Raw genomic sequence first — 19,393 nt, 5'->3', positions numbered from 1 at the left:
TTAAAAACTATGAAAACTATCAATATTATAAAAAGTATTTTTTTCGTAAGTACACTGATTTTAAGTGTTAGCTGTACGGATTTAAATGAAGAAATTTTAGACGGAGTTCCAACCGGAGGAGAAAATGAGCCTGTAAATACAGCAGCTTTATTGCGAACAGCTTACCAGGATTTAAGAAATTTTCAGGTTCAGGAACAAATGCATACGTTAAACGAAATGTCTACAGATGCATTAGTTGGGCCAACACGAGGAGGAGATTGGGATGATAATGGTACGTGGAGACAATTTCACACACTTACCTGGACGCCGGATAATGTCGAGATCAGAAATGCATGGAATAGTTTATTGACAAGTGTATATGATTGTAATACCATTATCCAAAATTCTAAAGATCCGTCAGAGATTGTTCAGGCACGTTTTTTAAGAGCATTCTATTATTATAATGTTTTGGATTTATACGGACAAACGCCACATAGAGATGCGGGAACTCCGTTAACAAGTGATCCTAAAGTTTGGACAAGAACCGAAGCTACAGATTTTGTACGTACTGAATTAGAAGCTATTTTACCAAATTTACCGGCACGTGTTGCTGGAGATGCAAGTATTGTAAATGAAGATGCAGGACATTTTTTATTGGCTAAAATTTACTTAAATCTTGCTGTTTTCAAAGCCGCAAATCCTGCCGGACCATATACTTTTGAAGCCGCAAATATGAACAAAGTTATTGCACATGTTGAAGCCATAAAAAGCAGTTTAGCCGATTCGTATTGGGATAATTTTGTGCCGGATAATAACAATTCGCCGGAGATTTTATTCTCTTCGAAAAATGTTTTGGGAGATGGCGGAGCTCTTGGAGATTACTGGAGATACGGAATGCATTACAATCAAACACCAGATGGTTACAACGGTTTTTGTACTGTAGGCGAATATTATGACCGTTTTAATGCTGCCGATGATCGTCGCCAACATTCAACACCTGAAATTATTGCACATTTTGGAAACCCAATCGGATTTCAATACGGACAAATGTATGCACCTGAAACAACAGATGAGGTTACTGGTGAAGTTACGCCAGGAGGAACAATTCCGTTAAAGGATAGAAACGGAAATCCATTGTTCTTTACCAAAGAAGTAACGCTGATTCTTTCAGGACCAACGATTGAAACAGCCGGAATTAGAACTCAAAAATACCAACCTGATGTTAATAATCTAGACAATCCTGAAAACGACTTTATTTTAATGCGTTATGCAGATGCGTTATTAATGGAAGCCGAAGCAATTCTAAGAGGTGGCGCTGCGTCAGGCAATGGTTCAGCTCAGGATATTATGGACAAAATTGCTGTTCGAACAGGAGTTCTTGCGCCAACGGCAACTTTAGAAAACTTGTTAGCAGAAAGAGGAAGAGAATTATGGTGGGAAGGCTGGAGAAGAAACGATATGATTCGTTTTGGAAAATTTCTTGGACCAAGAGAATTGAAAAAGAATACTTCTCCAGAGAAATATTTATTGTATTGTCTTCCTTCAGATGCATTGTTTAATTTGAATTTAAAACAGAATCCCGGATATTAAATGGATTATAATAAGAGTAGAGTAATTTGTTAGTTACCAGTCGCAGTTCTCAGTGTCAGTCGCAGTTTTTATACTGTGACTGAAAACTGTGACTGAAAACTTTATTTTTCGTCAGTTTTCAGCTTTTGGAATTCTTCGTTTTTAAGTGTTAGAAATTCCATTGTAGAAAGAATATTACTGTGATTTAAAAGATTTAATGATTTTGGATCAGCATCACAGAAATCAAGAAACAATTCTTTTTCCTCTGGTTTTAATTTCAAATCTCTTGTGAAAAAAGCATTAGGAACTGATTTTGCTACAAGTTTTTTGAAGTCATTTTCCGGAGTTTTCGTTTTAGGTTCGTCCTTATCTTTTTTAAATAAGTTAAAAAGTCCAGTTGTCATTCGACCAAAGTCCAGACCACCCGCAATACTTCCGTCATTAACGCCGGTATATTTTTGTAAAGAGGCAGCATCTTTTTCGATTTTTACTGCATCTAAATCCTTTTGAGAAATTTTAAAAGGCGTCATTTTTACGTCAGTAATTATTACTTCATCCAATTCTTCTGGTTTTAGACTCAACCTTACTTCAAGATTGTCAGCCGCAATATTTTCTTTGGTTACTCTTAATCTCTTAAAGAAATACTCTTTCGAAAAAAAAATCAAACTGTCCTTTACATGTACTAAAATCGAAAATTCTCCTTGAGAGTTTGTAGTTGTACTCGTTTTGCTAGTTTTATTAATAACCTCAACATTTTTTAGTGGATTATTTTGAAAAATAACCTTTCCGTGAAGTAATTTTTCTGTTTGAGAAATCGAAAGTTGATAAGTTAAAAAAGAAATTGTTGTGAGTAATTTTACTTTCATTTTGAGAAATTGGTTAGATTTTATTTAGTTTTTAGGTTCACTTTTTAGTTTCTGAAATTCTGTGTTTTTAGCGTATAGAAAATCCATTGTAGACAACACATTTGCATTTTCTAAAAGCTTTTTAGATCTTGGATCAGCATCGCAGAAATCAAGAAACAATTCTTTTTCTTCGGGTTTTATTTTTAAATCGTTGATAAAAAAGGCAGGCGAACAAGAAGCCATAACCAGTTTTTTAAAGCGTTCGTCAACTTCGATTGTTTTCTTCTGCTTACCTTTTAAAGGAAATGAAATTCGAAGCGCTTCTCTAATTGAATTATCACTAACTCCTGTATTCCAGGATAAATCTTTGGCTTTTTTACTGATTAATACATCTGCAACATCATCAGCGCTAATCTTAACTTTATCCAATTCGACCTGATTTATCACAACTTCATTCAATTCTTCAGGTTTCAGAATCATGTTAACGAGGAGATTGTTGTTCTCAATATCTTTGGTGGTGATTTTTAATCTAGTAAAGAAATAATCTTTGGAATAGAAAATTAAACTGTCCTGCACTTTTACTGAAATTGTGAATTCTCCTAAAGTGTTTGTTCTTGTACTTGTTTGCGCCGTTTTATTAATTACTTCCACATCTTTAAGAACTAGATTTTGAGAAATAACTTTTCCATGAAGTGGTTTTTCTGTTTGAGAAATTGAAAGCTGATAGGTGAAAAAAGAAATTGTCGTGAGTAATTTTACTTTCATTTGGAGCAATTTATTAGTTTTTAGGTTCCTTTTTCAGCTTCTGAAATTGTGTGTTTTTTGCATAGAGAAAATCCATTATACTGAGAGTATTTCCAGACTTTAAAAGATCTTCTGATTTTGAATCAGTTTCGCAAAATTCGAGAAACAAATCTTTTTCATTAGGATTTAATTTTAATTCGTCAATAAAAAAACCTGGGGAACATAAATTTTGTGCAAGTCTCTTGAAATCGATTTGTTCTTTTTTATTTTTACGTGGTTTTTTGTCTAATGATATATTATAATCTACTCCCCAAGGCATTCTTCCGTCATTATAACCTGATATATATCGGTTTAAATCTCTCGATATTTTGATATTTTTTATACTTTGGATTGCTTCCTTATCTAATTTAATTTTTTCAAATTTTATTGTGGTAAGAACAACTTCTTTTAGCTCCTCTGGTTTAAGAGACATTTCAATCAAAATATTTTTAGATTCAATGATTTCAGAAGTTACTTTTAGTCTTTTAAAAGAATAGTCTTTAGTATAAAATATCAAACTGTCTTTGACATTTACTAAAATTGAAAACTCTCCCAATTCATTTGTTCTAGTACTAGTTTTTGCAGTTTTATTAATTACTTCCACATCTTTGAGTAAGATGGTTTCAGAATGAACTTTTCCTTTTAGGAGTTTTTCTGTTTGAGAAATCGAAAGCTGATAGGTTAAAAAAGAAATTGTGGTAAGTAATTTTACTTTCATACAGGATTAATTAGTTGAAAGTAAAATTATTAGAATTGTCTTAACTAAAACTTAGCAAATATGTAAATTCTTGTTAATAGATTTTTGTTTAAGTATTTAGTTTTCAGTCTCAGTTTTCAGTTACTTAGATTGTGAATAGATATTGTTCAGTCTCAGTCTCAGTTTTCAGTTATTCAGATTGAGACTGAAAACTGCGACTGAATACTAAATATAGCGACTGAAAACTTTATAATAGTTGTAGTAATTCAGATGGACTGTTAATTACCAGTTTTGCGCCAGTAGCGATTAGTTCGTCTTCTGTTCTGTAACCCCAGGAAACTCCAACCGGAAACATTTTAGCATTTGTTGCAGTTAATATATCGATATCAGAATCTCCTACGAAAAGAATTTCATCTGTTTTTAAGTTCCAGTTTTTGCTTATTTCGATCGCTTCAAACGGATTTGGTTTCTTTAATGCTTCGGTGCTTAAACCAACTGCAGCATCAAAATAATCAGGGAATATTTCGGCTACGATTTTTTTGGTAAGTTCATCCGCTTTATTCGAAAAAACAGCTAATTTGAAATCTTGAGATGCCAAATGATCTAATAATTCAATAATGCCATTGTAAGGTTTTGTTTTAAGCGTACAAATCTCGCGATATTCTGTAATCATGTTTTCAAAACAGATTTCGATTTGACCTTCTGTATTATTAGATGCAGGCAACGCTTTGCTTACCAAATTTCGCAAACCGCTTCCAATAAAATATTGATAAGCATCATACGTATGCGTTGGGTAATTTTGTTTTTGAAGTACGATATTCATTGCATCTGAAATATCCTCTAATGAATTTACTAATGTGCCGTCGAGATCAAAAATGATTCCTTTAAATTTCATTTTATTAAATGTTTTGTGCCAAAATAAAGCCGCTAGTCCATGCATTCTGAAAGTTAAAACCTCCCGTAATAGCATCTATATTTACAATTTCTCCAGCAAAATAAAGATTTTGATGCAGTTTGCTTTCCATGGTTTTAAAGTTGATTTCCTTTAAATCAATTCCACCTGCAGTTACAAATTCTTCTTTGAAAGTGCTTTTTCCGTTTACCTGAAACTTTGCTTTTGTCAATTGAGAAGCTAGATTTTGTAATTGGTTTTTAGATAAATCTGCCCATTTCGTTTCTGCTTCAATTTCTGAAGCTAAAACCAGACTTTCCCATAAACGATTTGGGAAATCAAAAGGAGATTTTTTCGAAACTGCTTTTTTAGCATGTTCTTGTTTTAGGTCTTTCAGGATTTTCTCAGCATCTTCTGTATCAACATCATTTAACCAATTCACAAAAATGGTAAACTGATAATTTTTATCGAATAAAGTTCTTGCGCCCCAAGCCGAAAGTTTCAAAATTGCAGGACCGCTCATTCCCCAATGTGTGATTAATAAAGGTCCGGTCGATTCGAGTTTTGTATCTTTTACGTTTACGGTAACTTGTGCCGCAACGCCGGGTAATTCTTTTATTCTGGGATCTTTTATGTTGAAAGTAAATAGGGAAGGAACCGGACTCACGATTGCATGTCCTTGCGTTTGCAGCATTTCCCAAATTTTAGGATTACTTCCTGTTGCCAAAACTAATTTTTCTGTAGCATAGTTTTCATCCTGAGTATCGATTTTCCAATGATTTTCAGCTTTAAAAATCGATTGTACACTTTGTCCGGTTAAGACTTTAATGCCTAATTTTCCGGTTGCTTCAAGGAAACAATCTATAATAGTTTGAGAGGAATTCGAAACCGGAAACATTCTTCCGTCGTCTTCGATTTTTAATTCGACACCATGTTTTTCGAACCATTCAATAGTATCTCCAGAACAAAACTGATGAAAAGGACCGCGAAGTTCTTTCTCACCACGTGGATAAAATTTAACCAATTCATTAGGTTCAAAACAAGCGTGTGTTACGTTACATCTTCCGCCACCGGAAACGCGAACTTTAGAAAGAACTTCTTTCCCTCTTTCTAAAATTGCAATTTTCAGTTTCGGATTTTTCTCTGCAATATTAATCGCTGTAAAAAAACCTGCAGCGCCTCCGCCAACAATAATTATGTCGAAATTTTTAATCATCTTATTTTTTTTGCCACGAATTACACGAATTGGCACTAATTTTTTTATTTGCCACAGATTAAAATGATTTACACAGATTTTTCTGCTCGGAATTCACAAATTTAAACATAAATTAATTCGTGTAAATTCGTGAAATTCGTGGCGGAAGAAAAAATCCTTTTAATCTGTGAAATCTGTGGCTATTCTTTTATTATAATCTATCCGGAAAATCAGAGATAATTCCGTCTACATTATAGCTTTTTATTTTTTGAATGTCCTCAATTGTATTTACTGTCCACGACAAAACCTGAAACCCTTTCTCTTGTATATTCTTGGTGTTTTCCAAAGTCAATAATTGAAAATCCGGATTTATGGCTCTTGCTTTTATTGTTTCGGCGAAAGCCAAAGCTTTATCTAAATCTTCTTCTGTCAAAACTCCAATTGCAATTTTTGGATTTAGATTGTGAACTTCTTCCAGATAATTCCATTCAAAACTCGAAATGATAAAATTATCGTAATTCCAGTTTTTATCCGAAATATATTCTTCAATCAAAGCCACAACTTTACCGGAAGTATTGGCGCCTTTCAATTCAATATTGATCAGACATTTTTTGTCTATCAAATCAAAAACCTCAATTAAAGTTGGAATTTCAAGTTTGCCGTCAATCAAAACCGATTTTAATTCGGACAAAGATAATGTATTTACAAAGCCTTTCCCGTTTGTAGTTCTGTCGATGGTTTCGTCATGAATAACTACGATATGCCCATCAGAACTTAAATGAACATCGAGTTCAATTCCGTCAGCATTTAAGTCTAATGCTTTTTGAAAAGATTTTAAAGTATTCTCAGGTTCGTATCCGGCGGCACCACGATGTCCTATTTTTAGCATATTTTGAAGGATTTAAACGCAAAGGTCGCAAAAAATAGATTTGCTATGTGTAGTTTTACCGCAAAGTGCGCAAAGTTTTTTGTGTAAGTGATTTTATAAAAAACAAAGTTCACAAAGCTTTGTGTTGATTTAGCTTTGCGAACTTTGCGTTTATTAAGATATTACCAGATAAAAATCCTTGCGTCCTTTGCGGTTAAATTTTTTCCAGTAAAACGATATCAAAATCGCTTTCTAGAATTACTTTCCCATCTATAACTTCAGCTTCCTGATTAGAATAAGCGTCTCTTAATTTTGCTCCGTTTTGGAAAATCGAATTAACTTGAAGTTCTTTTTTGCCTTTCGGTAAATCTAAACCAATAACGACTTTGTCTTCGAAATTTTCTTTGCTAAATGTTCTCGAAAAAACATAAGGTTCACTACTAATCTGAGTATGAATTCCGGCACCAACAGCAGGATGATTTCGTCTAAATTGCCCTAATTTCTGCCAATGCAAAAGTGTTTTTTGAGTTTCAGAATTATTTTGAATAGCGTCCCAATTCATATTCGAACGCAATGTTGCATCGCCTTGAGTGCCTTCAATAACTAAAGATCTGTCTGATTCATCACCATAATAAACCTGAGACATTCCAGGCGAAAGCAATAATTTAGTTCCGGCTTCGATACCTTTTACTCTGTTTGCATCAAAAGGCTGTCCGTCGTCGTGTGATGACATGTAATTTAAAACCGAATATCCTTTTAAGTCATTGTTTAAAGCATTCGAATATTTAGAAAATAAACCTTCGTAATTATTCTGAGCAGCATTCCATTTAAATTCAAAATTGATCATGCTATTGAAGCCATTCTGAAAGTAATTTACTTTTCGATCTCCAAAATCATAATCTTGTCCGCCGCTAATTCCGTAACCGTAAACTTCGGCAATCGTATAAAACGGGTTTTGATCTAAAACGTCTTTTGGATGATTTTTTTTCCAGGTTTCAAACGCATAATCACATTCTTTTTTAAAGTCTGCCCAAACGTTTTCATCGGTATGTTTCACAGTGTCTCCGCGATAGCCATCAACGCCAAATTCGGTGATATAATCGGTTAGCCATTTTATAATATAATATTTAGGCGTTCTTGGATAATTTGTTCTTTTGAAGAACTCATCCAATGAAGCAATTTCTTTTTCGTAACGACCTTCTTTTTTCCATTTTTCGATTAAAAAAGGTGGTAATTCCACTTCTTGCGTGCTTTCGGTTCTAACATCCGGAAGATTATCTACTAAAGTACACATTGTAGTATTTTCGAATGATTTATAGTCGCAAACAACACCGGTACGAACCCAGTCTGAAGGCCAAACAGGATCTTCGGGAGTTACAGGTCCGGTATGATTTATTACGCCGTCGAGAACAATTCGGATGCCTTTTTCGTGTGCTTTTTTTACCAGATTTGCAAGGTCTTCTTTCGTTCCGAAATTTGGATCTAAAGCTGTCCAGTCTCTTGCCCAATAACCATGAAAACCATAACTAAGTCCTGTTCCTTCGTCAACTCCATCATGAATTTGCTCTACAATTGGCGTAAGCCAAATCGCATTGATTCCTAGTTTTTCGAAATAACCGGATTCAATTTTTTTGGTAATTCCAATGATATCTCCGCCTTCAAAACCACGTAATTTTCCCGCAGTTTTAGTTCGGTTGAAGTTTAAATCGTTAGCAGGATTTCCGTTATAAAAACGATCGGTAAGTAAAAAGTAAACATTTGCTCCTTCCCAGACTAAAGGCGTTTTCGAAGTATTTTCGTGATTCATTGTAACTGATTTAGAGCCAGAACAACTCGTGATTAAGAATACTAAAGATAAAAAAAGGAAAGTGTATTTTTTCATTTATTTCAAATTTAACTAAGATTTATAATTTGTATTAAATAAAATTTCCCCCACGAAGTCACGAATTATTTTGTGACAATTTTTGAGCATAAAAATTCGTGAATTCGTGGCGGAAAAACTTTGCGGAGACGCACTGCTGTGCGTCTCTACGGTATATACTTTGTCGGTTAAAAACATAACAGATTCGTTTTATCAAAGATGTGTAGTCCCTATAGGACATTCATCTAGACTTTCTTCATTTTATTACCAACATTTAATCTCTACGAGATATACTCCTTTAGGAGTTAAATATTGGTAGAAATATAATCATCAAACAAGTAATTGTCCCGTAGGGACTACAGTATACATTACGTTGAAAAAAATAGCTACGAATTCACGAATTATTTTTTGACAATCTTTGATGATAAAAATTCGTGAATTTGTGGCGGAAAAACTTTGCGTAGACGCACTGCTGTGCGCCTCTACGATATATACTTTGTCTGTTAAAAACATAACAGATTCGTTTTGTCAAAAATGTGTAGTCCCGATGGGACATTCATTTAGATTGTCTTTATTTTATTACCAACATTTAATCTCTACGAGATATACTCCTTTAGGAGTTAAATATTGGTAGAAATATAATCATCAAACAGGTAATTGTCCCTTAGGGACTACACTATACATTATGTTAAAAAAATAGCCTCGAATTCACGAATTTTATTCTCAAAGATTGTCAAAAAATAATTCATGAATTCGCAACGGAATAACTTTGCGGAGACGCACTGCTGTGCGTCTCTACGGTTACGCGATCGAATGTAGAGACGCACAGCAGTGCGTCTAACATTCTCATATTTTATTCCAATTCTAAAACAATTGCGGATTTTGGTTCCAAAGTAATTTCAGAAGTTAAATCGAATGTTTTTCCTGTCAAAATATCTTTTCCTGATTTAAAGCTTTTGATATTTTCTTTAAAGCGATTTGTTTTGATAGTTTGCTCTTTTGCATTGTTATTAAAAACCACCATTACGGTTTTTGCATCTGTATATCTGAAATAAACATAAGTGTTGTTTTCTGGAATATAATGTGTCATTTTCCCGAAGTGAACGGCATCATTCGATTTTCTCCAAGTGAATAATTTAGAAGTAAAATCAAAGAATTTGGCTTGTTCAGCATTTCTTCCTGCTGCGGTAAAAGCGTTGTTTTTATCGCCATTCCATCCGCCTGGAAAATCCTGACGAATATCGGCATCGCCTTTACCTTTATCGCCGCCCATTCCAATTTCTGAACCGTAATATACTTGTGGAATTCCGCGTATTGTAGCCAATAAAGTCATGGCAAGTTTGTATTTTGGTAAATCATATTTAAAGTTATGGTTCATACGGTCTGTGTCATGATTTTCGGCAAAAACCAGAATACTATTTGGGTTTGGATATAAATAATCCATTGCAAAATTGTTGTAGAATTTAATCAATCCGTTATCCCAGCTTGGTTCATTTTCATTGAAAGCAGAATTGATTTGATCTTGTAAAGTAAAATCCATTACAGTTGGTAAATTCGAATTGTAATTTTCGATCGCACCAATTTTACTGTCTTTCTGCCAAAAGGCTAAACTTGCCTGATTGTGCATCCAGATTTCCCCCACAATATTAAAATTAGGATATTCGTTTGTAATCGATTTTGCCCAATTTGACATTGCACTTTTATCAGAATAATTATAAGTGTCTACTCTAAAACCGTCAAGATTGGCGAATTCTATCCACCAAATGGCATTTTGAGTTAAATATTTTGCAACGAGAGGATTTCTTAAATTTAAATCTGGCATTGAAGGAACGAACCAACCGTCAATACAAATTTCCTGATCTATTTTGGATGCATGAGTGTCTGGAATAACTTCACGTCTGTGGTGTGTTTGTGTGAAATTTTCGAATTGATTGAACCATGTTTTGGTTGGAATGTCTTTCATCATCCAGTGTGTAATTCCCCAGTGATTGGTCACATAATCCATAACCAGTTTCAGGTTCTTTTTATGCATTTCTGCCGAAAGGCGAGCGTAATCGTCATTGGTTCCGTAACGCGGATCTATTTTATAAACATCAGATTGTCCGTAAGTATGATACGAATGTTGTTTGTCGTTGTCTTCGCATAAAGGCGTGCTCCAAATTGTGGTTGCGCCTAGAGACGAAATATAATCAAGGTTTTTGATGATTCCTTCGATATCGCCGCCATGACGTCCGCTTGGATCTTGACGGTTTGCTTGTTCTGTTAAAGAAGCATTACTGTCGTTTTTTGGATTTCCGTTGGCAAAACGATCCGGCATGATTAAGTAAATCATATCCGATGCATCGTAACTTTTTCTATCTGCCGAATTTGCTCTTCTTTCTTTAAGGGAATATTTTTGTGTAAAGGCAACTTTGTTTTTGGTTTTGAAAGAGAAAACCAATTCAGAAGCTTTAAGATTTTGTGTGTCGATTGTTACGAAAAGGTAGTTAGGATTTTCGGTTTTTTCTACATTTTTAATCACCACATTATTCGAAACTGAAGCTTCGTATTGTGCAATATTTTTTCCGTAGAACATAATCTGTAATTCCGGATTTTTCATTCCGGCGTACCAAAATGGCGGTTCCACTTTCTGGATTTGCGCTTTCGCGGAAGCAGAAAAAAGCAAGACCATTAAAATTAATTTATAGATATAGTGGTTTGTTTTTAGGTTGTTCATAATAGCTTTTAATGTTTTATTATAAATATTTGAAAGCTTGATTTCGCTAATATTTATATTGTTCTTTAATTTTTTGGAGATTAACCTCAAAAAAACTGTCAGGACTGTTTTAGTCACAGGGAATCCCAAATAGATCTAAACCATTCACCCAGAATTTTTTTATAGGCTGATCTTTTTTTACGATATAAATTGTTCTTCCGGGAAATTTACATTTACTGTTTTCAGGATCTCTTCCCCACATAAAATCATCGTTATAGGCAAAATACGCATCTCCAACATTGGCAAATACTTTCGTCTTGATATCGTCTTTATAATCATAATTTTTACTTTCCTTTTCATCAAATGCCCTTACTTTTTTCTCAATATCAAAATAGTTGTTCTGATAGTTTATTTTTAATAGCTGTTTTGAGCAAAAAATAGGTTTTCCGTTTTTAGCGGTGTCAAAATTTTCAATTGGAAAAGCAATAATATTGGTTCGGCATTCATCAAGTCCGCAAACTACGTTGTTTATTGTTACTTTCGAAAATCCCTTTGTACCATAAACGTAATAACTCTTATCGACAATCTTTTTAATCTCACGTTCTAGTGTTTTACTTTTAATAAGTTTGAAACTTCCTAATGTATCATAATATTCAAAGTTTTGAACTTTAGTAGTGTCTTGGTATAAAATATTATCTAAAGAATCTTTGGCACTCACCTGATTAAAAATTTTATCAAATTCAGTTCCGTTAGGAGTTTCATTTAGATTCACCACAATTGCGGTTGTTGTTTTTGATAAATTATAAACACAAAAAAGCGTTTTATCGATATCAATTTTATCTAAAGAGTCTGACTTTTTATTTTCGGTACTTGGTTTAAGGATTTTTTCGTTTTTCTGATTGCAGGAAAGAAGTAAAAGGCTTAAAAATAAACTTATAACGTTTCTCATTTTATATTGATTTGATTAATGCAATTTAAATTTCCGTTATCGTTTTGGAAACCTTGCAATCCAAATATAGCAATCTTAAAAAAAAGACAAGTAATCTTGGGGAAAATCACTTGTCTTTGAAAAAATTATTTAGTTTCGATAATGCTTATTGCATAACCTCCACCAGGAGCAGATAACTGCGATAATTTTGATTTGTTTGTTACTGCAATTTTCTTGATAGTATAAGCTTGCGGATTTGTTTTGTAATGCGCATCTTTTGCATCAGCATAAATTGTAGCGGTATATTTTTTACCTTTTTCAAGGAAACTGAAATCGATATTTGATGTACGAGGAGTTTCTCCGTTTACGTTTCCTACGAACCAGTTGTTTGTTCCTTTTGCTTTACGAGCTACGGTGATATAATCTCCCGGTTCAGCCTCGATATATTTACTTTCTGACCAATCTACAGCCACATCTTTAATAAATTGAAATGCATCTGGAAAACGGTTGTAGTTATCCGGAGTATCAGCTGCCATTTGCAACGGGCTGTACATTGTAACGTATAATGCCAATTGGTTTGCTATTGTACTGTTTACATGAGATTTGTTATCAGGATTCATTTTGCTGATATCCATTTCGAAGATTCCAGGCGTGTAATCCATTGGACCTCCAATTAAACGTGTAAATGGTAAAACGGTAACGTGATTTGGTTTAGAACCTCCAAAAGCTTGGTATTCTGTTCCTCTTGCCGCTTCGTTTCCAATTAAGTTAGGATATGTTCTGCAAATTCCTGTTGGACGAACTGCTTCGTGAGCATTCACCATAATTTTATAATCAGCAGCTTTTTCAATTGCATATTGATAGTGGTTTACAATCCATTGATCGTAATGGTTTTCACCGCGAGGTAAAATATCTCCAACATATCCGCTTTTTACAGCATCATATCCGTTGTCTTTCATGAATTGATACGCTTTGTCCATATGACGCTCGTAGTTACGAACAGAACCTGAAGTTTCATGGTGCATGATGATTTTTACACCTTTAGATTTTGCGTATTCGTGTAAACCTTTTACATCAAAATCAGGATAAGGCGTTACGAAATCAAAAACATAATCTTTTGAATGTCCAAACCAGTCTTCCCAGCCTTCGTTCCAACCTTCAACTAAAACAGCATCGAAACCATTTGCAGCAGCAAAATCAATGTATTTTTTTACGTTAGCATTGTTTGCTCCGTGTGTTCCGCTTGGTTTTGCTTTAGAGAAATCAGAAACTCCCAATTGTACCGTTGGGAAATCATTTGTGTATGACCAAGAGCTTTTTCCTGTAATCATTTCCCACCAAACACCAACATATTTTACTGGTTTAATCCAAGATGTATCGTCAATTTTTGATGGATCATTTAAGTTCAAAGTCATTTTTGAAGACAAGATTTCTGTAGCATTATCGCTTACCATAATTGTTCTCCAAGGCGAGTGACTCGGTGCTTGCATATATCCTTTATCACCTTTTGCATCTGGCGTTAACCAAGATTCGAAAATCATGTTTTTGTCATCAAGATTCAAGTGCATACAAGAATAGTTGATCAAAGCAGCTTCGTGCAAGTTGATGTAGATTCCGTCAGCAGTTTTTAACATCAAAGAAGTCTGAACTCCTGTTGGAGAAAAGTTCTTTTGAGAAACATTTGCTGTGTATGCTTTTTGAGATAACCCTCTAATTTCAGATAATTTAGATTTTGTATAATCGTATTCCTGAGTATCATAATCTCCCGGAATCCAGAAAGCAGTATGATCTCCAGCCATTGCAAACTGAGTTCTTTCTTCTTTGATTACGAAATAAGTAAGATTCTTTTGAGCCGGAAATTCATATCTAAATCCAAGTCCGTCATCAAATAAACGGAAACGGATAATGATTTGTCTGTCAGTTCCTTTTTGATTTAAAGTAACAGCCAATTCATTATAATGATTTCTAATATTGTCTACTTCTCCCCAAACCGGTTTCCAGTTTTCGTCAAAAGTGGATGTTTTTGTATCTACAACTGTAAAATCATTCAATAAAGATTTTTTGTCATCTTTAAGTTCAAGACCTAATTTACTGGTTTTTACAACTTCTTTATTTTTGTATTTTAAATTGTAAGTTGGAGTTCCGTCATTTTGAAGCGAAAATTCCATTACGAACTTGCCTTCGGGTGATTTTAATTGTTGCGCTTTTGCAATCGAGCTAAAAGCAAACAAGATTAAACTTGCGAAAAATAAGTTTTTCATGTTTTTTAGTTTTTAGGGTATTGTAATTTAATTTATTTGTACAAATTTACTTGCAATTACAGGATTTCCGTTCACGACAATTGTTAAATCTTGGTCGCCATCTACTGTAAAAGTGGTTTCGTCGTGATTTACATCAACTTTCAGAATTTGATTTCTAAAGTTGATTTTAAACGAATAACCTTTCCATTCTTTTGGAATTTTTGGCGCAAAATGAAGCTGATCATTTTTAACACGCATTCCGCCAAAACCTTCTACAATACTCATCCAAGTTCCTGCCATTGAGGTAATGTGGCAACCTTCTTCGACTTCTTTATTATAATCGTCAAGATCCAAACGAGAAGTTCTTAAATAGAAGGTATAAGCCATATCCATTTTGTCCAGATGTGCAGCCTGAATTGAGTGAACGCAAGGCGAAAGTGAACTTTCATGAACAGTAAATGATTCGTAAAATTCGAAATTGCGTTTTAATTCTTCTTTCGAAAAATGATCTTCGAAGAAATAAAAACACTGCAAAACATCGGCTTGTTTGATATAAGGCGAACGTAAAACACGATCCCAAGACCATTTTTGATTGATTGGTCTTTGCGATTTGTCTAAGTCTTTTACAGGAACTAAATCTTTGTCTAAGAAACCGTCTTGTTGCAAATAAATACCCAATTCCTTAGACGTTGGGAAGTACATATCATCAGCAACTTTTTTCCATTCCTGAATTTCATTAGCCGAAAGTTTTACCTTTTCTAATACACGTTTGTGATCTTCAGGATATTCTGTTCCAACTTTATTAATTTGTTCCGATGCAAAATCAATACACCATTTTGCAATATAATTGGTATAGAAATTATTGTTGATGTTATTTTCGTATTCATTTGGACCTGTAACTCCAAGAATCACGTATTGATTTTTTTCTTTAGAAAATGAAGCTCTCTGATGCCAGAAACGCGCAATTCCAATTAAAACTTCTAAGCCTTTTTCAGGAATATAAGAGTAATCTCCGGTGAAACGGTAATAGTTGTAAATCGCAAATGCAATTGCACCATTTCTGTGGATTTCTTCGTGCGTGATTTCCCATTCGTTGTGGCATTCTTCACCATTCATGGTCACCATTGGATATAAAGCAGCGCCATTTTTGAAACCTAAATTGTCTTTGGCATTTTCGATCGCTTTATCCAATTGATTGAAACGATACGTCAATAAGTTTCTCGCAACTTGCTGATCTTTGGTCGCCATATAAAACGGAATACAATAAGCTTCAGTATCCCAATAAGTTGATCCGCCGTATTTTTCTCCCGTAAAACCCTTTGGACCAATATTCAAACGAGAATCTTTTCCTAAATAAGTTTGGTTCAATTGAAAAATGTTGAAACGAATTCCTTGTTGTGCTTTTACATCACCATCGATTGTAATATCTGACATTTCCCAGATTTTACTCCAAGCTTCAATTTGATTTTGAAGTAAAGTATCGTATCCTAAATTAACGGCAGCTTTTATTGCTTTTTCGGCTGCAGCCAAAGTGTTTTCGTGGTTTAAAGAAACAGTATAACCACCAATTTTCTGGATTGATGAGGTTTGTCCTTTTGCGATAATAGTTCCGTAAGTAAACTGAACTTTATCTGTTGTTGAATCGATTGTTGAAGGAGAAATATTTACGTTTTCTCCGTTTGCAAAAATAGTATTGTGCATGAAAGTCGTAACTTTAAAATGCGTTTTGAAAGTTTGCGCGGTTACAAAAGCGTCACTATTTGATTTTTTTACTTCTAATGGTTCCCAGAATTTTTCTTCCCAGTTTGCATCTTCATTGGTTACACCAGCGTCGATATAAGGTTTGTAAACGATTTTTGCATCTTTGTTTAAAGGCGTAATTTCGTATTTGATAATTCCCGTTTCATCCAAATCCAAAGAAAGAAAACGACGAACATTTACCGCAATTTCGGTTCCGTTTTTTAATGTAGCTTCAAAAGAACGATTGTACCAACCTTCTTTCATATTCAATTCTCTACGGAAGTTTTTAACTTCGGTACAAGTATTTAAATCTAAATTTTCTTCGTTGATTTCGACGTCAATTCCAATCCAGTTTGGAGCGTTTAATACCTTCGCAAAATACTTTGGATATCCGTTTTTCCACCAACCCACTTTGGTTTTATCCGGATAGTAAATTCCTGCGATGTAACTTCCCTGAAAAGTTTCACCAGAATAAGTTTCTTCAAAATTGGCGCGTTGTCCCATCGCACCGTTTCCGATACTAAAAAGACTTTCGGACGATTTTACGCGTTCGGCATCAAATCCTTCTTCAATGATGGACCAGTTGTCCGGTTTTATATAATCTTGATTCATTTTTTTAATTAGATAATTGTCAATTAGAAAATGTGTCAATTAGAAAATGAGATAATTACTTGTCTTTGTCTGCTTCTAATTGTATTCTATTCTTAATTGCTCGTTGTTGTACTATTTTACTTTTTAATTGATGATTTTATTTTTAAAATTGGGTTCTTTAATTAGATAATTCAAGATTGCGTGAATTATCTAATTATCAAATTGCCACATTCTTCACTAACCGATTAGTTTCTCGATAAACTGTGTGTCGATTTCGTTAAAATCTTTAAAAATATAATCAGCTTCATGTAAAATTGTTTCCTCACCAATTCCTACACTTACCATTTCTCCTATGTTTGCCGCTTGGATTCCGGCAACTGAATCTTCAAATACAATTGAATTTTTTGGGTCAATTTGAAGTAATTGAGCCGCTTTTAAGAAAACTTCCGGATCTGGTTTTGCATTGGTAACATCGTTTCCGTCAACAATAACATCGAAATACGAAAGGATTCCTGTTTTCTCAAGGATTGGTCGGGCATTTTTACTCGCTGAACCCAACGCAATTCCTTGGTTTTTTTCTTTTAATAGTTGTAGCGTTTTAAGTACGCCAGGAAGAATCTCGCTTTCATCCATGTCAACTAAATAAGATAAGTAATCTTCATTTTTTTGAACTAACCATTTGTTCTTGTCTTCTTGTGAAGCCTGAACATTTCCTAATCCAAGAATTATATCTAACGAACGCTCGCGACTTACTCCTTTTAGTAATTCGTTGTTTTCGTGTGTAAAATTTATATTTAGTGCTTTAGCAATTTTCTGCCAAGCTAAAAAGTGGTATTTAGCGGTATCAACGATTACTCCATCAAGATCGAAGATGAATGCTTTTTTATTATTCATGAATTTCAATTTTAGTTCTGCTATTTACTCTAAGGGTAAGTAATCCTGCAAATATCATAGATACTCCCCCTATAATTAAGGCGTATATTGGTTCGTTATGAAAGAATTGTTTGATTACAAAACCTAATATTGTGGCGGCTACAATTTGCGGAATTACGACAAAAAAGTTAAAAACACCCATATAATATCCCATTTTTGCTGCCGGTAAAGCGCCGGATAACATGGCATAAGGCATTGATAAAATACTTGCCCAGGCAATACCAACTCCCAACATTGGAAGTATTAGCATTTGTTTATCACCAATAAAATAAATCGAAATTAAACCAACACCTCCGGCACATAATGCTAATAAATGTGTTGCTCTAACGCCTACTTTTTTTGCAATAATTGGCAGTAAAAAGGCAACTGCAGCGGCGATTCCGTTATAAACTGTAAATAATACAGAAACCCAATCTGCGGCGTCATTATATACTTTAGAAGTTGTATCTGTTGTTCCAAAAATGTGTTGTGTAACGGCTTGCGTAGTATAAATCCACATTGAAAATAAAGCAAACCAAGAGAAAAACTGAACCCAAGCCAGTTTTTTCATTGTAGTTGGCATATTCAATAAATCGGTCATAATGATTGTAAAACCATTATTGACCTGAGAGCTTCTTAATTGTGACGCGATCATGAATAAAACTCCCATGAAAACTAAACCTACAAACAAAATATAAAGTTCTTTGGCAAGACTATTTTCGAAAATTAAAAAGGAAACTAATCCCCCAATAACGGTCAATAATATTCCTATAGACAATTGTCTCTTGATGTTACTTTTAGATTCTGTTTCCGGATTTAGGATAAGATCTTCTTTGTCTTTTTTGCTTTGAGCTTCAAAAGCATGAAGTTCTTCGGGTGTGTATTCTGTGGTTTTAAATACAGTCCATAAAACGGAAAGCAAGAAAACAATTCCGCCAATATAGAAAGACCATTTTACTGAATCGGGAATAATTCCTTCCGGCGCTGTATTGCTTACGCCAAAAACATTTGTAAATAAATAAGGCAAAACAGAACCTACCACGGCGCCGGTTCCAATAAAGAAACTTTGCATTGCGAAGCCTAGAGTGCGTTGTTTTTCGGGTAAATTATCGCCAACAAAGGCACGAAAAGGTTCCATCGAAACATTTATCGAAGCATCCATTATCCATAAAGTTCCGGCTGCAATCCATAATGTTGGAGAGTTTGGCATAATGAATAATGCGATTGAAGATAAAATGGCTCCAATTAAAAAATAGGGGCGACGTCTGCCTAAACGAGTCCAGGTTCTATCGCTAAAGTAACCAATTACGGGTTGGATTATTAATCCTGAAACGGGAGCTGCAATCCATAAAATCGGAATTTCGTCAATTTTAGCGCCGAGTGTTTCAAAAATTCTTGAAGTATTTGCGTTTTGCAGTGCAAAACCAAACTGTATTCCTAAGAAACCAAAACTCATGTTCCAAATTTCCCAGAAACTTAATTTACGCTTTTCCATTATCGTAATTAAATAATTAATTAGACGATAAGCGCTTTGCTTATCAAAACTTACTTATGGTTTCGAAGTAAAAGTAAAAGCTTTGAGCAGGCGTAAAAGTATT

Annotated in this window: 14 protein-coding genes; 1 reads left to right on the top strand and 13 read right to left on the bottom strand. The window is 34.2% G+C overall.

The window, feature by feature from the left end:
- Positions 1-9 precede the first annotated feature (9 nt).
- On the top strand, positions 10-1,569 hold the full coding sequence (locus tag C8C83_RS06975; protein WP_121327319.1) for a RagB/SusD family nutrient uptake outer membrane protein: 1,560 nt from the start codon (positions 10-12) through the stop codon (positions 1,567-1,569).
- A 101-nt stretch (positions 1,570-1,670) separates the two neighbouring features.
- Here C8C83_RS06975 and C8C83_RS06970 read toward each other — a convergent pair whose 3' ends face one another.
- From C8C83_RS06970 to C8C83_RS06910, 13 genes are all read right to left on the bottom strand, one after another.
- Entirely contained in the window at positions 1,671-2,414 is a 744-nt protein-coding gene (locus tag C8C83_RS06970; protein WP_121327317.1) for a carboxypeptidase-like regulatory domain-containing protein, read from the bottom strand.
- Positions 2,415-2,438: 24 nt separating this feature from the next.
- Complete coding sequence (locus C8C83_RS06965; RefSeq protein WP_121327315.1) at positions 2,439-3,158, bottom strand: hypothetical protein; 720 nt, start codon at positions 3,156-3,158, stop codon at positions 2,439-2,441.
- Positions 3,159-3,171: 13 nt separating this feature from the next.
- Complete coding sequence (locus C8C83_RS06960; protein ID WP_121327313.1) at positions 3,172-3,894, bottom strand: hypothetical protein; 723 nt, start codon at positions 3,892-3,894, stop codon at positions 3,172-3,174.
- A gap of 226 nt (positions 3,895-4,120) precedes the next feature.
- Positions 4,121-4,768 carry an HAD family hydrolase gene (locus C8C83_RS06955; protein ID WP_121329982.1) on the bottom strand — a complete coding sequence of 216 codons (648 nt, stop codon included), beginning with the start codon at positions 4,766-4,768 and terminating at the stop codon, positions 4,121-4,123.
- Positions 4,769-4,772: 4 nt separating this feature from the next.
- The gene (locus tag C8C83_RS06950) at positions 4,773-5,981 is read right to left on the bottom strand and encodes an NAD(P)/FAD-dependent oxidoreductase (RefSeq protein ID WP_121329981.1); all 1,209 of its coding nucleotides are present in this window, start codon (positions 5,979-5,981) and stop codon (positions 4,773-4,775) included.
- A gap of 190 nt (positions 5,982-6,171) precedes the next feature.
- Positions 6,172-6,849 carry a glycerophosphodiester phosphodiesterase family protein gene (locus tag C8C83_RS06945; RefSeq protein WP_121327311.1) on the bottom strand — a complete coding sequence of 226 codons (678 nt, stop codon included), beginning with the start codon at positions 6,847-6,849 and terminating at the stop codon, positions 6,172-6,174.
- A gap of 193 nt (positions 6,850-7,042) precedes the next feature.
- Complete coding sequence (locus tag C8C83_RS06940; protein ID WP_121327310.1) at positions 7,043-8,710, bottom strand: alpha-amylase family glycosyl hydrolase; 1,668 nt, start codon at positions 8,708-8,710, stop codon at positions 7,043-7,045.
- 832 nt (positions 8,711-9,542) lie between these two features.
- Positions 9,543-11,405: a glycoside hydrolase family 13 protein gene (locus tag C8C83_RS06935; RefSeq protein ID WP_121327308.1), complete on the bottom strand. Its 1,863-nt coding sequence runs from the start codon at positions 11,403-11,405 to the stop codon at positions 9,543-9,545.
- Positions 11,406-11,514: 109 nt separating this feature from the next.
- A complete protein-coding gene (locus C8C83_RS06930) occupies positions 11,515-12,333 on the bottom strand; it encodes a hypothetical protein (RefSeq protein ID WP_121327306.1) in 819 nt (272 codons plus the stop codon).
- A gap of 125 nt (positions 12,334-12,458) precedes the next feature.
- Positions 12,459-14,573 (bottom strand): glycoside hydrolase family 97 protein, encoded by a 2,115-nt coding sequence (locus C8C83_RS06925; protein WP_121327304.1) that lies wholly within the window; start codon positions 14,571-14,573, stop codon positions 12,459-12,461.
- A 27-nt stretch (positions 14,574-14,600) separates the two neighbouring features.
- On the bottom strand, positions 14,601-16,904 hold the full coding sequence (locus tag C8C83_RS06920; protein ID WP_121327302.1) for a glycoside hydrolase family 65 protein: 2,304 nt from the start codon (positions 16,902-16,904) through the stop codon (positions 14,601-14,603).
- Between the two features lie 216 nt (positions 16,905-17,120).
- Positions 17,121-17,777, bottom strand: a complete 657-nt coding sequence (gene pgmB, locus C8C83_RS06915; protein ID WP_121327300.1) for a beta-phosphoglucomutase — start codon at positions 17,775-17,777, stop codon at positions 17,121-17,123.
- A complete protein-coding gene (locus C8C83_RS06910) occupies positions 17,770-19,290 on the bottom strand; it encodes an MFS transporter (RefSeq protein WP_121327298.1) in 1,521 nt (506 codons plus the stop codon). The genes pgmB and C8C83_RS06910 overlap by 8 nt, the downstream gene beginning before the upstream one ends.
- Positions 19,291-19,393 lie beyond the last annotated feature (103 nt).

Origin of the sequence: Flavobacterium sp. 90 (assembly GCF_004339525.1) — a bacterium.
Lineage (GTDB): Bacteria > Bacteroidota > Bacteroidia > Flavobacteriales > Flavobacteriaceae > Flavobacterium.
The sequence above is the reverse complement of the archived record's forward strand: the minus strand, read 5'-3'. Positions and strand labels throughout refer to the sequence as shown.

What these genes read in the sequence shown, in the direction of transcription:
- C8C83_RS06910 (WP_121327298.1), bottom strand. Translation starts at nt 19,290, where the DNA reads ATGGAAAAGCGTAAATTAAGTTTCTGGGAAATTTGGAACATGAGTTTT.
- C8C83_RS06935 (WP_121327308.1), bottom strand. Translation starts at nt 11,405, where the DNA reads ATGAACAACCTAAAAACAAACCACTATATCTATAAATTAATTTTAATG.
- C8C83_RS06960 (WP_121327313.1), bottom strand. Translation starts at nt 3,894, where the DNA reads ATGAAAGTAAAATTACTTACCACAATTTCTTTTTTAACCTATCAGCTT.
- C8C83_RS06970 (WP_121327317.1), bottom strand. Translation starts at nt 2,414, where the DNA reads ATGAAAGTAAAATTACTCACAACAATTTCTTTTTTAACTTATCAACTT.
- C8C83_RS06955 (WP_121329982.1), bottom strand. Translation starts at nt 4,768, where the DNA reads ATGAAATTTAAAGGAATCATTTTTGATCTCGACGGCACATTAGTAAAT.
- C8C83_RS06965 (WP_121327315.1), bottom strand. Translation starts at nt 3,158, where the DNA reads ATGAAAGTAAAATTACTCACGACAATTTCTTTTTTCACCTATCAGCTT.
- C8C83_RS06975 (WP_121327319.1), top strand. Translation starts at nt 10, where the DNA reads ATGAAAACTATCAATATTATAAAAAGTATTTTTTTCGTAAGTACACTG.
- C8C83_RS06945 (WP_121327311.1), bottom strand. Translation starts at nt 6,849, where the DNA reads ATGCTAAAAATAGGACATCGTGGTGCCGCCGGATACGAACCTGAGAAT.
- pgmB (WP_121327300.1), bottom strand. Translation starts at nt 17,777, where the DNA reads ATGAATAATAAAAAAGCATTCATCTTCGATCTTGATGGAGTAATCGTT.
- C8C83_RS06950 (WP_121329981.1), bottom strand. Translation starts at nt 5,981, where the DNA reads ATGATTAAAAATTTCGACATAATTATTGTTGGCGGAGGCGCTGCAGGT.
- C8C83_RS06940 (WP_121327310.1), bottom strand. Translation starts at nt 8,710, where the DNA reads ATGAAAAAATACACTTTCCTTTTTTTATCTTTAGTATTCTTAATCACG.
- C8C83_RS06920 (WP_121327302.1), bottom strand. Translation starts at nt 16,904, where the DNA reads ATGAATCAAGATTATATAAAACCGGACAACTGGTCCATCATTGAAGAA.
- C8C83_RS06930 (WP_121327306.1), bottom strand. Translation starts at nt 12,333, where the DNA reads ATGAGAAACGTTATAAGTTTATTTTTAAGCCTTTTACTTCTTTCCTGC.
- C8C83_RS06925 (WP_121327304.1), bottom strand. Translation starts at nt 14,573, where the DNA reads ATGAAAAACTTATTTTTCGCAAGTTTAATCTTGTTTGCTTTTAGCTCG.